The organism is Pseudoalteromonas sp. P1-26, assembly GCF_001401795.1.
In the GTDB taxonomy this organism is placed as follows: Bacteria; Pseudomonadota; Gammaproteobacteria; order Enterobacterales; family Alteromonadaceae; genus Pseudoalteromonas.
This window is the reverse complement of the sequence record NZ_LKDX01000007.1, coordinates 1-14,627: the sequence shown is the minus strand read 5'-3', so window position 1 is coordinate 14,627 and position 14,627 is coordinate 1. Positions and strand designations below refer to the sequence as shown.

Sequence of the window (14,627 nt, the reverse complement as noted above, 5' to 3'; positions counted from 1 at the left end):
AAAGTAGGTATACTAGCGGGCTATTGAAAGCCAAAGCAGTGTAACTAGTTTTTTATTTTATTAGTTATTGTTATATGTATTCGCCAATTAAATGGCAAGCACTGTAAAGTTTTATTTGTAAGCAAAAACTGTGCCCTTAACCATTTCTTAATTAAGCACTTAGCATGATTAAGCGTTTTTCATGGGGCAAGTTACAGCATATTATCTTTTGTGACTACAAAAGTGACTCTAGTTTAATTACCTGAGTCATATGTTTTACTTTAGCTATTATATGCTTGAAAATACAGAAATAGTCACAAAACAGCGACCAAAATAGGTAAGGCCGAATGGCAAAATCAGCAAAAATCGAATTTGTCTGCACTGAGTGCGGCATGAACTATCAACGCTGGCAAGGTCAGTGTAAGTGTGGAGCGTGGAATACGCTGGCAGAATTTAAGCCTTCAGCGGGGCAATCGAAGCAAGCGGCAAGCCGTGCGGCAGTGGCAGGCTATGCCGGTATCGCTAGCGGTGGCTCAAAGAAAATCAATGAAGTTGCGACCACTGAGGCCGAAAAACGCCTCACGGAAATAGGTGAGCTAGACAGAGTACTAAGTGGTGGCGTAACCACTGGCTCTGTTAACATTATTTCTGGCGACCCAGGTGCCGGTAAAACCACCTTGCTGTCAGATTTAGTCGCACGTATGTCAAAGCTAATGCCTTCTTTATACTGCACAGCCGAAGAATCTTTATCGCAGTTTAAAAACCGTGTGAATCGCTTACGTTTAGATTACAACGAAGATGAGCTTTACTTGCTGTCTGAAACCAGTGTTGAAGCCATCATTGAAGAGCTTGATAAAAACAAAATTAAGTTCGCGGTGATTGACTCAATTCAGGCCGTGGTAACAGAAACGGCAAATGGTAGCCCTGGTTCACCCTCACAGGTAAAAAGTGCAGCTCAGGCACTAACACAATACTGTAAGCAAAATGATGTCACTATGTTCATCATTGCTCATGTAAACAAAAATAACGAAATTGCTGGGCCGCAAACACTCGTGCACATAGTTGATGCTTTATTACATATCGATACTAACGATGGCCAAGTCAGAACACTGCGTGCTAATAAAAACCGCTTTGGCGATATCGACACTGTGGGCATTTTTAGAATGTGTGAGCGCGGAATGTTGAGCGTTGATAACCCAAGTGAAATCTTTTTATCTGGTTCTAGTACTGAATCTCCGGGCTCTGCTATCACTTGTATCCGTAAAGGTAACCGCAACTTACTACTTGAAATTCAATGTTTAACCACAGAAACCGAAGCTGAATTCCCGCAGAGAGTATGTGTTGGTCTAAATATGAACCGCATCAAGATGCTGACGGGCATTTTACGTAAGCATACAAAAACAAAAATCTTTCACGACACCTTTTTTAATATTGTTGGTGGTTTAAAAATCGATGAGTCAGAGACTTGTATTGATTTAGCGCTGGTGGCTGCGTTATTAAGCAGCTTGAACGAATTTGTGGTGCCACGTACCACTTGTATTATGGGCGAGCTAAGTTTAAATGGTGATGTAAGACCAATCGACAGCGGCGTACCTAGAGTTAAAGAAGCTGCGCAACACGGTTTTACTGAGATCTTTATTCCATATCGTAATTACCATAAATCAATGGAAGGCCTTGGTGCGAAGATCACCCCAGTGAAAACCGTGCATGAGCTATTGTCGTTAATAAACTAAATACAATTTGATACACTGATAAAAAATTTACACCAATTAAAGGAAATAAAATGAAGAAGTTAATTATTGCAGCGGTTGTTGCTGCAGCTGTCGGTGGCGTAGCTTACGCTAATTACGCAGCTACACAGGAAGTGAAAAAGGTAGTTGATAAGCAAATTAGTGCTCTATCAATCCAAAGCGGTGTAGAAATTAAATACAGCGATATCTCAGCCAGTATTTTTGATAGCAGCATGCAGTTATCTGATATCACTGTTTCTAATAGCATAAGCAATGAGCCTGTTGCAACAATCGATAGCATTGATGTGTCGGGTTACGAAGTAGATGCGGTGCCGCCTCACACTGGCTTTGTTATGAAAAACTTTCGTTTTAGCGATGAGTTTTTAACACAGCTGCCAGAAAACTCTAATAACAAGCTAGCATCAACAAGCTATAACGTTGACTCATCGCTTGATTATAATAAAGCTTCAGGCGACAGCGACTTTGCTCTTAAAGTGACTGCAAATGAGGTGGCTGACGTTAACTTTAATCTTGGTTTAGCTAAAACCACAGCGCTGATGGAAGCATCACTCGCTGTGAGCCAGATGCAAAATGAAGCAGCTGATGGTCAGCTTACTTTAGAGCAGCAGCTACAACAGCAATCAAAGATGATGGCAGCACTCACGCAGTTAGAGCCACGTAGCATCAATATGTCGATTGCTGATGAAGGTGAGCTTAAAGCGGTCGTTGATAGCTTCTTAACTGCGCAAGGTATGACGCATGAACAATTTAAGCAAGTCGTTGCGATGCAATTACAGCAAGTGCCAGTAAGCGAAGAACTTGCAACAGCGATTAGTAACTTTGTGAATGGTTTATCGTCTTTTTCTGTGTCAGCTAAATTACCAGAAGGTAAGACTATGATGGAGATTAATCAGCAAATTCAAATGCTGATGGGTCAACCAGAAGAGCTTGCAAAATTTATCAATCTACAAGCAAGTGGCGAATAAGTTCAAGCCCCACCTGTAAACCTAGCCTTAAAGTGATGTGTGATTAAGCTTACTCACTTTAAGGTTGTTTTTTATCTGCATCACACCTTGGCTGTGCTCTAAAAACTTCTGTGCTAAAGCACGTTGAAAGCCCGTTTCTGCAATGCCTTTTAGTTCAACAGTCTCACCTTCAACAATCACTTGTAGGTTTTCAATTCGAAAGTTCGGATTACTAGTTAATTTCTGCAAAGCCATTTGCTGTAAGCGCGGTTGCGCCGATGTGCTTGTTGTTAGCACGCTGGTGTTAGCGCTTACGTTCGTTGCGCATGCAAGTAAAAAAATACAGCTTAATGATGTAAGTACTACGGTTAATTTGAAGCGGCTCATACAATTCCCTCGTTAATCTAGTCTGCTGTGAACTATTGCTGAACCAGTAACAATTATTATTCCAATATTTAAGCTTATGATTTTAATTGGTTTTATTTTTTTTGACGGGATGGGTGAGTAATAAAGTGTGAACTAATTACACACTCGTTAGGTAAAATTGGGTAGGGTACAAAAATGCCGAGGCAAGCTCGGCATTTTTTCAGTAAGGGTAATAAAGCTACTTTTTCTTCTTCACTTTAGCTTTGGCTTTTTTCTTGGCCTTTATTTTTACTGGATCTTTTTTCTTTTTAGAGGGGATCTTCGCTTCTTTGTGCTGTGGCTCAAGCCCTTTAATTACTCGGCGTTTAAGCTTTTGCTCAATGTAGCGCTCAACTTTACCAACAATGGCTACGTCATGAGCTTCAATAAATGAAATCGCAATGCCTTTTTTACCTGCACGACCAGTACGTCCAATACGGTGTACGTATACGTCTGCGGTGCGAGGCATATCAAAGTTGATAACATGGCTGATATCAGCAACATCAATACCACGAGCAGCAACATCCGTTGCAACTAAGATATTATTACGCCCAGAGTGAAAGTTTTCCATGGCTTTCATGCGTTTGTCTTGTGGCATTTCGCCGCGTAACCAAGCTACACGAAGACCTTCGTTGTTTAGCTCACCAACTAATGTTTCTAAGCGCTCACGGGTTTTAACAAACACAATTGCTTTATGAATGTCGTCACCATTTAACGTTTCAACCAACATTTTTAGCTTGTGGTCGTAGTCATCCGCAAGGTGAACCCATTGATGGATTTTGCCTTTCTCTTTGCGTGAAGATTCGGCTTCAAGCAGTGCAGGGTCGTTTAAGATACGCTCTGCAAATAACTCAACGCTGTCACCTTCAAGGGTCGCTGAGAATAAGAAACATTGGCGACGGTTACGTGCTTCATCACAAATACGTAGCATTTCTTTACGAAAGCCCATGTCTAGCATGCGGTCAGCTTCATCAAGAATAAGCATTTCAACGTTTTCAGCATGGAAGTTCTCTGTTTCAAGGTACTCCATTAAACGCCCTGGTGTGGCAATGAGAATATCGTTATTGCTTTCGAAAATTTCTCTGTGTGTCCCGTAGTTTATACCACCTGTTACAACCCCAATTTTAAGATGAGTTTGTGCGGCGAGTAATTCACATTGCTCATGAATTTGATAAGCAAGCTCACGGGTTGGTGTCATGATCAATACGCGCGCAAAGCCAGGATCGCGACGTGGGAAATCAAGCAAGTATTGAATTGCAGGGATCAAAAACGCGGCTGTTTTACCCGTACCAGTAGGGGCTGATGCCAAAATATCACGACCTTGAAGAGCTTCAGGGATCGCTTGTTGTTGAATACTGGTTGGCGTATCAAAACCCATTTTATTAATGGCATTTAACAGCTTGTTATCGATATCAAATTCAGAAAATTGCATAGAGTGACATAAATAGAGGACAATTGAGCCTAATTATACGCGTTAACGCGGCTGTGGTGAATGAAAAGGTGAAAAAATGTCAGGCTTTGTGTTTAAACAATTTACAGTAACGCAAACACGCACTGCGATGAAAGTGTCGACCGACGGTATTTTGTTAGGGGCGTGGGCTGATGTGAGTGGTGCTAAGGGCATTTTAGATATTGGCACAGGCACAGGGCTGTTGGCGCTAATGGCAAAACAAAGAGCGCCTGAAGCAAAAGTAAGTGCCATAGAAATTGACGCGGGTGCCTGTAATGATGCTCGAGAAAACTTTGCGGCTAGCCCATGGCCTGATATAAACCTTTTCGAAGGGGCTGTACAGTCGTTTAGCGCAGCAGAGCCTTTTGATGCGATCATCACCAATCCACCGTATTTTAATGAGAGCCTAAAAGGTGAAAATGATGCTCGAAATACTGCCCGCCATACTGACGGCCTTAGCTTCAGCGAATTGATAGAAGCGTGTACTAGGCTTAGCCACGGCAAAACGCTTTTGAATGTGATTTTGCCTTGCGTAGAAGCAAAACAATTCATTGCGGTAGCTGAGCAGGCAGGCTGGTACTTAAATCGCCATTGCTTGGTACGTACAACCGAGAAAAAACAACCAAGTCGCAGCTTGTTGTTACTCAGCCAAAACAACGGCGAATGTGATACATCATCGTTAACCATACATGCAGCTGATGGCAGCTATAGCCAAGATTATAAAGAGCTCTGTAAAGCTTTTTACCTAAAGATGTAATCGTTATTCAGCAATGCTTGCTTCAAGGCCATCTTCACTTAAAAGTAAAGTGTATGACTGCCCATATGATGCGTTGCAGATTGAGACAGGTTCATAAACTCGCTTATCTTCATCATTGAGCTTTGATACTTTTAAATCATCAGCGCAGTCATCAATGTGGTACCAGTAACTTAATTGATTTTGATATAAATTGACGATTTGATTTTCGATTTTTAAGCGAAGGTTTTCAGTTGCGAGAATACGTATAGCAAAAAAGTCATCTTTATCATCATTAGCTTTTTTTACTAGAGTTAAACGAAGCTTTTCTTCATTTTGCCAAGCCACAAAATGATAAGGTTGATTTTGCTCTACCTGATACATCTGTGTGGCTGAGTTACTTATGTCGCTGTGATCGACTACATAAAATGAAATACGGCTACGTTCATTGTGAGCATGTGTTACATCAACGGGAAGTGATTGCGATGCAAGCGTGTCAACATAGTATTGAGAGTCTTTAACTTCTTGAGCATCACCAAACAGGTCAGTGTTTGCCATGTAATAGTCCACTTCTAAATCAGTGGTATTTACGAGTGTGTAATTGTTCTCATACATTTCATCGCCAAAGTTATGAGTTTCTTCAACTTCTAATTCATCACAACCAGTTAGCAAAATACTTGCGGCAATCATTATAGGTAGCGCACTTTTCATTGTTATTCCTTTTACAAATGAAGGAGCTGATTAGCATACTTATAAGTTATTGTACCTTTATTGGTTTTTAAATTGTACCGGTGGCTGTAATTGCATTACTTCATCAAGCTGAATTTGTTGCACATATTCAAGCTCTAATAGGGCGTCTAACACGGCTTTACTGTGCGACTTTTCTATTTCGGCACTGCAAAAGTCAATAATGCTAAAGCGGCGTTTTATCAGCAGGCCGTTGATTTCAGGTAAAGGATGTGTGGTTTCAATTAGCACGCGGGTCGTAGGGCAAGGGTCGGCATAGCCTGAACGTAATAACTTTTTTAAATTAAACAAGTTATCATCAAGCCGACCCAGCTCAATGGCGGCTTTAGCGCTATCAGGAATAAATAATGGCTCAGCAAAGCGATTTATTTTTATTTCGCCCGTGGCGTTAATTGTAGCTACCTGATTACTGTCGTAACTGACAATGTCACCGGTAATTAATGTGAATTGACTCATTGTGTTCCCTCGCAATGTTGTGTCGATTTCGGAGCTTAGCAAAATGGTGTGTTTGGTTAAGCCCTGATATAGTGCCAAAGTCTTAAGTTTTATACGAGTTTTTTATGTTCCGTTTATCAATTGTTTTATCTGCCTTATTATTTTCTCAGTTGAGTTTTGCTGCATTGACGCCTGTGGGTCTTTGGAAAACTATTGACGAAGAAACGAATGAAGCGAAATCTTTAGTACGTATTAGTGAGCAAGATGGTGTATTGGTTGGTAGTGTTGAAAAAATCCTTAACCCAGCCAAGCAAGACGCAATCTGCGAAGAGTGTAAAGGTGATAAGAAAAATCAGCCTATTTTAGGGTTAAAAATTATAGAAGGCGCTACAGATGCTGGCGATGGTAGCTGGCAAGAGGGTGAAATTCTAGACCCAAACAATGGTAAAACCTATACCCTTAAACTGACCCCACAAGAACAAGGTAAGGTGCTTGAAGTACGCGGATATATTGCATTCTTCTATCGTAATCAATATTGGCAACGTGTTGAATAACCATTAAAAAAGCCAAGCGATGCTTGGCTTTTTTATTCATGACTTACAAGCTTTCGCTGTACTCAGTCATGATTTGTTCAACCCAGCTTGCGATACGTTCATCACTAAGCTCGTATTGACTGTCTTCATCAAGGGCTAAGCCAACAAATTGTTTGCCATCTTCAGTGAGTGCTTTTGAAGCCTCAAATTCATAACTTGCATCGTTAGGCCATTTGCCTAACAAGGTAATGCTTTGATCACAAATTTCATCGTGTAACATGCCAAGCGCATCTTGGAACCACTGACCATAACCTTGTTGATCGCCCATACCAAACAGAGCCACGGTTTTGCCGTTTAGGTTAACATCTCTAATGTCGTCCCAGATTGATTCCCAATCTTCTTGCAACTCACCAAAATCCCAAGTTGAAATGCCGAAGATCACGAAATCAAATTGCTCTGCATTTTTTAATGGCTCATCTTTGATATTGTGAAGGCTCACTATGTCGTGACCAATAATATCGCGAATTTTCTCTGCCGCTATTTCTGTGTAGCAGGTTGTAGAACCATAAAATAAACCAATCTGCATCGTATTTATCACTGTGTATTTGCCTGATATGATAGGCGTAAGTTTACCGTAAGGTATAATCAATTGATACCTTGATAAGGATGAGAGTACGCGTGGCTGATAATAATTCACAAGCCCAAAAAGGTGTAATAACAGCAAATAACGCCGAACATTTAGAGTTATTTTTAGATACGCTGTATCTTGAGCAGGGGGTCAGCGAAAATACACTCGCTGCTTATCGCAGTGACCTTGAAAAGTTTTGCCAATTTTTAAAAGATAAAGACCTACTAGCTGTTCGCTCTGATGACATTGAAGCGTATTTAGCATACCGTGTTGATTTAGGGCTAAAGTCGCGCAGCACAGCGCGAAGCATCAGTGCGCTTAAGCGTTTTTATCAGTATTTTGTACGCGAAAAAGCCATTGCCGATTCGCCGATGGTCAATATTGCTCAACCAAAAGCTGGGCAGTCATTACCAAAAACGCTGTCAGAAGCCGAAGTCGAAGCTCTGCTTGCAGCCCCAGACATAGAAGAGCCTATGGGGCTTCGCGATAAAGCCATGCTTGAGCTGTTATATGCCACAGGGCTTCGTGTTACAGAGCTGGTGGGGCTCAGAATGGAGCAAATTAATTTGCGCCAAGCGGTGGTCTTTGTAAAAGGTAAGGGTAACAAAGAGCGTTTAGTTCCTCTGGGCGAAGAAGCTATGTACTGGCTTGAGCAGTTCTTAAAAGTGGGTCGTTCGCAAATGATTAAACATGCCACTGACTTTGTGTTCCCATCTAAGCGCGGGATTGGGATGACACGACAAACTTTTTGGCATCGCATCAAACACTATGCTATTTTGGCATCAGTTGAATCGCCGTTATCACCGCATACGCTTAGACACGCGTTTGCAACGCATTTGCTTAATCATGGGGCGGACCTTAGAGTCGTGCAAATGATGTTAGGTCACAGTGACTTATCAACAACACAAATATATACCCATGTAGCGAATGAAAGATTGAAGTCGGTACACGAGCAACATCATCCACGTGCTTAGTGCAAGATTTTTAAAGATGTACCGGTCTATATGAAAAATGATCAGGATATAGGATATTTATGAAAAAGTTAGTTTTAGCCACAGCACTACTAGGCACAAGCTTAAATGTGTTTGCCAATGGCGTATCAACAACAGACGCTGCTGATGCCCCTATTATTGCTAAGTTTGCTGAATTAGGCGTAACCGTTAAGCAAATTAACCCAAGCCCAGTGGCAGGCCTTAAAGAACTAATTACTGATAAGGGTGTACTTTACGCAAGCCCAGACGGTCAATTTCTAATGCAAGGAACACTGATTGACCTTAATAACCGAGTTAACCTAACAGAGCATGCACTGAGCGATGTACGTAAAGAAGGCATTGCTGAATACGAAGACTCAATGATCGTTTACAAAGCGAAAAACGAAAAGCATTCAATCACAGTCTTTACCGATATTACCTGTGGTTACTGCCGTAAGTTACACCGTGAACTTGATGATTTCTTAGATGCGGGTATCACGGTTAAATACCTTGCTTTCCCACGTGGTGGTTTACGTGGTAAAGGTTACCAAGATCTAATGAATGTATGGTGTGCTAAAGACCCTGCTGAAGCGTTAACAGAAGCAAAAGCGGGTGCAGAAGTTGCAGATGTGCCTGGTTGTAACGCACCAATTGCTGAGCATTACCAACTAGGTCAAAGCTTTGGTATGTCGGGTACTCCAGCAATTATTTTAGAAGATGGCACCATGATCCCAGGTTATCAATCAGCTGCGCAAATTAGCCAAGCGCTTGATGCCTTACCAAAAACATCTTCATAACTGATTTTTTAAACGAAAAGGCCTATTTGTCGTAGGCCTTTTTTATTTGTATTAAGCAAAGAAGTACCATTTCCGACATGGAAAAAATAATTCAAGCTCGTCCTCATGTTGATGATTCGCATCTACCACACCATTTACACCCTGTAATTAAGCAAATATATGCGACTCGACAGGTGCAAAGTGCCACCGAACTCGATAATAGCGCTGCGACATTACATGACTTTAAGTTGTTTAAAGATATCGACAAAGCTGTGGTGCTATTGCAACAAGCGCTCGCGGCTCAAAGTCGCGTGTTAATCGTCGGTGACTTTGATGCCGATGGTGCAACCAGCACAGCAACCTTAATGCAAGGTCTTGCGATGTTTGGCTTAAAGAATCTTGATTACTTGGTACCTGACAGATTCAGCCTAGGTTATGGCTTAAGTCCTGCGCTTGCTGAGCAAATAGTGACTATGCAACCCGAGCTTGTGATCACTGTTGATAACGGTATTTCATGTATCGATGGCATTGCCATTGTAAAGCAAGCAGGAATTAAGGTGCTGGTAACTGATCACCATTTACAAGGTGAAGCCCTGCCAGATGCCGATGCCATCGTGAATCCGAATCGCCATGACTGTCAGTTTCCATCGAAATCGATAGCAGGCGTTGGGGTTGCATTTTATCTGCTCATTGCTTTACGTAGCCACTTACGTGAACAAGGGTATTTTCAGCATAATCCAATGCCAAATTTGGCTGAGTTACTTGATATTGTAGCCCTTGGTACCGTTGCCGATGTGGTCGCTCTTGATGCCAATAACCGAACCTTAGTGCATCAAGGTTTAGCACGTATTCGCAGTGGTAAAACACGCCCAGGTATCAGTGCCCTAATCGAAGTGGCAAATCGTAATGCTGCCCGTTTAAGTGCCAGTGACTTTGGCTTTTCATTGGCACCACGCTTAAATGCAGCAGGGCGTCTTGATGATATGAGTTTAGGTATAGCCTGTTTGTTATCAAGCGATATAAATCAAGCACGTCGAATTGCCGGTGAGCTCGACATCCTCAATCACGAGCGCCGTGAAATAGAGCAGGGCATGCAAACTGAAGCACAGGCGGTGCTTGACCGTTTAGCGTTTAAAACTGAGTCAGTGCCTGATGCCATTTGTTTATACCAAGCTGATTGGCACCAAGGTGTGATTGGTATTTTGGCTGGTCGCTTAAAAGAAAAGTATCACCGCCCGACGATTATTTTCGCAGCGGGCGATAACGGCGAAATAAAAGGCTCTTGCCGCTCTATTGAAGGGCTGCATATGCGTGATTTACTCGAGCGAGTAAATACACTCTATCCGCATTTGATCAGTAAATTTGGTGGCCATGCTATGGCGGCCGGGCTGAGTATCAATGAGCAAAGTTTTACTGAGTTTAAATCCGTGTTTGAGCAAATGGTGACAGACACACTCACTGAAGAGCATAAGCAAAGTATTTTACTTACCGACGGTGAATTACCTAATGAGTGCTTTTCGATGGAGTTTGCCAACTTACTAAAAAATGCCGGCCCCTGGGGACAGCAATTTCCAGAGCCAGTGTTTGAGCATGTGTTTGAGGTAATACAGCAGCGCATTGTCGGTGAAAAACACTTAAAACTGGTTTTAAAACATCAATCAGGACGATTAGTTGACGGTATTGCATTTGGTGTTGATGTGCGTGCATGGCCAGATACCGAAGTGCGTTATGTGAAAGCTGCTTATCAACTCGATATAAATGAATTCCGTGGTAAATTCTCGTTACAGTTGATTATTCGAGAGCTACAAAAAGCGACATAAAAATATCGTTATAATCGACATAAAAGGCTAATAAAACGCTCGGTTTTTTGTTAAAATCGGGCGTTTTTAATATTTGTAGATAATTTACCGTATTTATTGTCGATATCGGTGCGCGGTAAATCAGCCATTTTGGAGTAATGTACATGTTTGAAGTGAATCCTGTGATTAATCAAATCAAGGAAATTCGCGAACGTACTGAACTGCTTCGGGGGTACCTTTGACTACCCTCTTAAGAAAGAGCGGTTAGAAGAAGTTAACGCAGAACTTGAAGATTCAGCAGTGTGGAATGAGCCAGAGCGAGCTCAAGCACTTGGCCGTGAAAAGTCGGCACTCGAAGCTATCGTTGAGACCATCGATAATCTAGTGTCAGGTACCGAAGATGTTGAAGGTTTAGTCGAGCTTGCTGTTGAAGCAGAAGATGAAGAAACCTTCGCAGAAGCCGAAGCTGAATTAGGCGATTTAAACGCACAGCTTGAAAAGCTAGAGTTCCGTCGTATGTTCTCAGGCGATCATGACCAAAACGATGCTTACCTTGATTTACAATCAGGTTCTGGCGGTACCGAAGCCCAAGACTGGTGCAACATGCTACTGCGTATGTATTTACGTTGGGGTGAAGCAAAAGGCTTTAAAGTTGAACTGGTTGAAGCAACTGATGGTGATGTGGCTGGTATCAAAGGCGCAACAGTGCGCTTTGTTGGCGAATATGCTTACGGTTGGTTACGTACAGAAACAGGTGTTCACCGTTTAGTGCGTAAGAGCCCGTTCGACTCAAGTGGTCGTCGTCATACCTCGTTTGCATCGGCATTCGTTTACCCAGAAATCGACGATAATATCGAAATTGATATTAATCCGGCAGACTTACGTATTGACGTTTACCGCGCTTCAGGCGCCGGTGGTCAGCACGTAAATACAACAGAATCTGCGGTTCGTATTACTCATATACCAACTAACACTGTTGTACAGTGCCAAAATGAGCGTTCACAGCACAAGAATAAAGACCAAGCAATGAAGCAGTTAAAAGCGAAATTGTTTGAGCTTGAAATTCAAAAGCAAAATGCTGAGAAACAAAGCCAAGAAGATGCTAAATCTGATATTGGCTGGGGTAGTCAAATTCGTTCATACGTACTTGATGACTCGCGCATTAAAGACTTACGTACAGGCGTTGAAAACCGTAATACACAAGCGGTTCTTGACGGCGACTTAGATAAATTTATTGAAGCCAGCCTTAAATCTGGCCTATAACCACCAAGCTAAAAAAGAGCTAAAAAATGACTGATCAAATCCAAGACGAAAATAAGTTAATCGCTGAGCGTCGTGGCAAATTAGACGCAATCCGCGAAAATTGCCCAGCCAACGGTCATCCAAACCAATTCCGTCGTGAACATTACACGGCTGATTTGCAAGCTGAGTTTGGTGATAAATCGAAAGAAGAATTAGTTGCTGAGCAACACGTTGTATCAGTTGCAGGTCGTATTCTTGCAAAACGTGGTCCTTTCCTTGCGTTACAAGACATGAAAGGTCAAATTCAAGCGTACGCATCAAAAGACGTACAAAAAGAATTAAAAGCAAAATATGGTCAACTTGATATCGGTGACATCATCGGTGTTAAAGGCGCACTTAATAAGTCAGGTAAAGGTGACCTATACGTAGAAATGACAGAGTACGAGTTACTGACAAAGTCATTACGTCCGTTACCTGAAAAATTCCATGGTTTATCTGATCAAGAAACTAAATATCGTCAACGTTATGTTGATTTAATTACTAATGAAGCGACACGTGAAACCTTCCGTATTCGCTCAAAAGTTGTTGAAGGTATCCGTCGTTTCTTAGCAGATCGTGATTTCATGGAAGTTGAAACACCGATGCTACAAGTGATCCCAGGTGGTGCGTCTGCTCGTCCATTCGTAACACACCACAATGCACTTGATATCGACATGTATTTACGTATTGCCCCTGAACTTTACTTAAAACGTTTAGTTGTGGGTGGCTTTGAGCGTGTATTTGAAATCAACCGTAACTTCCGTAACGAAGGTTTATCAACGCGTCATAACCCAGAATTCACGATGATCGAATTCTACCAAGCATACGCTGACTACATTGACCTGATGAACATTACTGAAGACATGTTACGTACTGTTGCGACAGACGTACTTGGTTCACCAATTGTTGTAAACACAACGAAAGATGAAAACGGTGAAGTGGTTGATTCAGTAGAGTACGATTTTGGTCAACCGTTTACTCGTTTAACAATGAGCGAAGCAATCCTTAAGTACAACCCAGACTTTGATGCTGCGGTATTTAATGACCCTGAAAACCATTTTGAAGAGCTTAAAGCGTACGCGAAGCAAGTACACGTTAAGATCCCAGAAAACTGTGTATGGGGCCCGGGTAAATTCTTATGTGAAATCTTCGAAGAGACAGCTGAGCATAAGCTAATTCAACCAACTTTCATTACCGCTTACCCGTGGGAAGTGTCACCACTTGCACGTCGTAACGATGAAAACCCGTTTGTAACTGACCGCTTCGAATTCTTCGTTGGCGGCCGTGAATTAGCAAATGGCTTCTCTGAGCTTAACGATGCACAAGACCAAGCAGAGCGCTTTACTCGTCAAGTTGAAGAGAAAGACGCAGGTGATGATGAAGCGATGCACTACGATGATGACTATATCCGTGCATTAGAATACGGCTTACCACCAACAGCGGGTGAGGGTATTGGTATCGATCGTTTAGTGATGTTATTTACTGACTCACCAACAATTAAAGACGTGATCCTATTCCCACACATGCGTCCTCAAGCTGATTAATCATCTAAAAGTCTTGAAAACGCCGCTTTTTAGCGGCGTTTTTGTTATCAGAAATTTCTGATTTTTATTGCTCTCAATTTTAATACTCAATTGTAATTAGCTGATCTAAAAAGAAATACTGAATTAGTCTTCCAACAAAGTTACTAAGTTGTAAAATTTTTCTACAAATACAAAGGCCAATAGTATTATTTTTAGCCAAGATATGACATCATTGCGCAATTCTCGTTCAATGTATAAATGGACTTAATAATAATGACTAAAAAGCCTTCGCCGTTGCCTACAGATACGAACAAAAGCGAGCATCAACGTGAAGATTTTTATCGTGCTTGCATAGCCGAATTTCAACAATTGGGTTATCAAGATCAATACCTCGCAGAGTTAACTGATGAACTGATCCCATTGACGGGTCTTGAGCCGTTGAGTGATAAAGAAAAAACGGCGAAAGGATAAACAAAAACAAGCTGTTTTGGCTCGTTATGGACAATCTATAACCATCTATGCGATTTTCCTTGAAAAGTGTTTGACATATTTCCTGAAATCTTTATTATACGCCCCACAAGACGGAGAGGTGGCCGAGTGGCCGAAGGCGCTCCCCTGCTAAGGGAGTATAGGGTTTGTAGCTCTATCGAGGGTTCGAATCCCTCCTTCTCC

At 41.8% G+C, this 14,627-nt stretch carries 15 protein-coding genes and 1 tRNA gene; 11 read left to right on the top strand and 5 right to left on the bottom strand.

The annotated features are described in order from the left end of the window. The first annotated feature begins 326 nt into the window (after positions 1–326). Positions 327–1,712: a DNA repair protein RadA gene (gene radA, locus AN394_RS05625; RefSeq protein ID WP_054560823.1), complete on the top strand. Its 1,386-nt coding sequence runs from the start codon at positions 327–329 to the stop codon at positions 1,710–1,712. A gap of 50 nt (positions 1,713–1,762) precedes the next feature. Then, a complete protein-coding gene (locus AN394_RS05620) occupies positions 1,763–2,695 on the top strand; it encodes a hypothetical protein (protein WP_055020968.1) in 933 nt (310 codons plus the stop codon). Positions 2,696–2,722: 27 nt separating this feature from the next. On the opposite strand, the gene AN394_RS05615 is transcribed toward AN394_RS05620, so the two are convergent. Both AN394_RS05615 and srmB read right to left on the bottom strand, forming a co-directional pair. Further along, on the bottom strand, positions 2,723–3,061 hold the full coding sequence (locus AN394_RS05615; protein ID WP_054560821.1) for a BON domain-containing protein: 339 nt from the start codon (positions 3,059–3,061) through the stop codon (positions 2,723–2,725). A gap of 217 nt (positions 3,062–3,278) precedes the next feature. Beyond that, positions 3,279–4,511, bottom strand: a complete 1,233-nt coding sequence (gene srmB, locus AN394_RS05610) for an ATP-dependent RNA helicase SrmB (protein WP_054560820.1) — start codon at positions 4,509–4,511, stop codon at positions 3,279–3,281. 76 nt (positions 4,512–4,587) lie between these two features. Here srmB and AN394_RS05605 point away from each other — a divergent pair, with 76 nt between their 5' ends. Further along, positions 4,588–5,286: a tRNA1(Val) (adenine(37)-N6)-methyltransferase gene (locus AN394_RS05605; protein ID WP_055020967.1), complete on the top strand. Its 699-nt coding sequence runs from the start codon at positions 4,588–4,590 to the stop codon at positions 5,284–5,286. Positions 5,287–5,289: 3 nt separating this feature from the next. Here AN394_RS05605 and AN394_RS05600 read toward each other — a convergent pair whose 3' ends face one another. Both AN394_RS05600 and AN394_RS05595 read right to left on the bottom strand, forming a co-directional pair. Continuing rightward, a complete protein-coding gene (locus AN394_RS05600) occupies positions 5,290–5,973 on the bottom strand; it encodes a hypothetical protein (RefSeq protein WP_054560818.1) in 684 nt (227 codons plus the stop codon). 57 nt (positions 5,974–6,030) lie between these two features. After that, the gene (locus AN394_RS05595; protein WP_054560817.1) at positions 6,031–6,465 is read right to left on the bottom strand and encodes a hypothetical protein; all 435 of its coding nucleotides are present in this window, start codon (positions 6,463–6,465) and stop codon (positions 6,031–6,033) included. Between the two features lie 104 nt (positions 6,466–6,569). On the opposite strand from AN394_RS05595, the gene AN394_RS05590 reads away from it, so the two are divergent. Then, positions 6,570–6,998 (top strand): DUF2147 domain-containing protein, encoded by a 429-nt coding sequence (locus AN394_RS05590; RefSeq protein WP_055020966.1) that lies wholly within the window; start codon positions 6,570–6,572, stop codon positions 6,996–6,998. A 43-nt stretch (positions 6,999–7,041) separates the two neighbouring features. Here the strand turns inward: AN394_RS05590 and fldB are convergent, their stop codons facing one another. Next, a complete protein-coding gene (fldB, locus tag AN394_RS05585) occupies positions 7,042–7,563 on the bottom strand; it encodes a flavodoxin FldB (RefSeq protein ID WP_054560815.1) in 522 nt (173 codons plus the stop codon). Between the two features lie 128 nt (positions 7,564–7,691). Here fldB and xerD point away from each other — a divergent pair, with 128 nt between their 5' ends. The 7 genes from xerD to AN394_RS05550 all read left to right on the top strand — a co-directional run bounded on the left by xerD (position 7,692) and on the right by AN394_RS05550 (position 14,627). Beyond that, positions 7,692–8,579 (top strand): site-specific tyrosine recombinase XerD, encoded by an 888-nt coding sequence (gene xerD, locus AN394_RS05580; protein WP_408003009.1) that lies wholly within the window; start codon positions 7,692–7,694, stop codon positions 8,577–8,579. A 59-nt stretch (positions 8,580–8,638) separates the two neighbouring features. After that, positions 8,639–9,373 (top strand): bifunctional protein-disulfide isomerase/oxidoreductase DsbC, encoded by a 735-nt coding sequence (gene dsbC / locus AN394_RS05575; RefSeq protein WP_054560813.1) that lies wholly within the window; start codon positions 8,639–8,641, stop codon positions 9,371–9,373. A 77-nt stretch (positions 9,374–9,450) separates the two neighbouring features. Beyond that, on the top strand, positions 9,451–11,172 hold the full coding sequence (gene recJ / locus AN394_RS05570; RefSeq protein ID WP_055020964.1) for a single-stranded-DNA-specific exonuclease RecJ: 1,722 nt from the start codon (positions 9,451–9,453) through the stop codon (positions 11,170–11,172). A gap of 143 nt (positions 11,173–11,315) precedes the next feature. Beyond that, positions 11,316–12,414 (top strand): peptide chain release factor 2 gene (gene prfB, locus AN394_RS05565; protein WP_105181232.1). Its coding sequence is split into 2 segments (ribosomal slippage): positions 11,316–11,390 and positions 11,392–12,414, totalling 1,098 coding nucleotides; the frame shifts between segments, so codons are not numbered across the junction. Between the two features lie 26 nt (positions 12,415–12,440). Then, positions 12,441–13,976, top strand: a complete 1,536-nt coding sequence (lysS, locus tag AN394_RS05560) for a lysine--tRNA ligase (RefSeq protein ID WP_054560811.1) — start codon at positions 12,441–12,443, stop codon at positions 13,974–13,976. Positions 13,977–14,228: 252 nt separating this feature from the next. Next, the gene (locus AN394_RS05555) at positions 14,229–14,426 is read left to right on the top strand and encodes a hypothetical protein (RefSeq protein ID WP_055020963.1); all 198 of its coding nucleotides are present in this window, start codon (positions 14,229–14,231) and stop codon (positions 14,424–14,426) included. Positions 14,427–14,538: 112 nt separating this feature from the next. Beyond that, positions 14,539–14,627 (top strand) — tRNA-Ser (locus AN394_RS05550).

Coding starts and splice junctions, on each gene's coding strand:
- radA (WP_054560823.1), top strand. CDS start 327: ATGGCAAAATCAGCAAAAATCGAATTTGTCTGCACTGAGTGCGGCATG.
- AN394_RS05620 (WP_055020968.1), top strand. CDS start 1,763: ATGAAGAAGTTAATTATTGCAGCGGTTGTTGCTGCAGCTGTCGGTGGC.
- AN394_RS05615 (WP_054560821.1), bottom strand. CDS start 3,061: ATGAGCCGCTTCAAATTAACCGTAGTACTTACATCATTAAGCTGTATT.
- srmB (WP_054560820.1), bottom strand. CDS start 4,511: ATGCAATTTTCTGAATTTGATATCGATAACAAGCTGTTAAATGCCATT.
- AN394_RS05605 (WP_055020967.1), top strand. CDS start 4,588: ATGTCAGGCTTTGTGTTTAAACAATTTACAGTAACGCAAACACGCACT.
- AN394_RS05600 (WP_054560818.1), bottom strand. CDS start 5,973: ATGAAAAGTGCGCTACCTATAATGATTGCCGCAAGTATTTTGCTAACT.
- AN394_RS05595 (WP_054560817.1), bottom strand. CDS start 6,465: ATGAGTCAATTCACATTAATTACCGGTGACATTGTCAGTTACGACAGT.
- AN394_RS05590 (WP_055020966.1), top strand. CDS start 6,570: ATGTTCCGTTTATCAATTGTTTTATCTGCCTTATTATTTTCTCAGTTG.
- fldB (WP_054560815.1), bottom strand. CDS start 7,563: ATGCAGATTGGTTTATTTTATGGTTCTACAACCTGCTACACAGAAATA.
- dsbC (WP_054560813.1), top strand. CDS start 8,639: ATGAAAAAGTTAGTTTTAGCCACAGCACTACTAGGCACAAGCTTAAAT.
- recJ (WP_055020964.1), top strand. CDS start 9,451: ATGGAAAAAATAATTCAAGCTCGTCCTCATGTTGATGATTCGCATCTA.
- lysS (WP_054560811.1), top strand. CDS start 12,441: ATGACTGATCAAATCCAAGACGAAAATAAGTTAATCGCTGAGCGTCGT.
- AN394_RS05555 (WP_055020963.1), top strand. CDS start 14,229: ATGACTAAAAAGCCTTCGCCGTTGCCTACAGATACGAACAAAAGCGAG.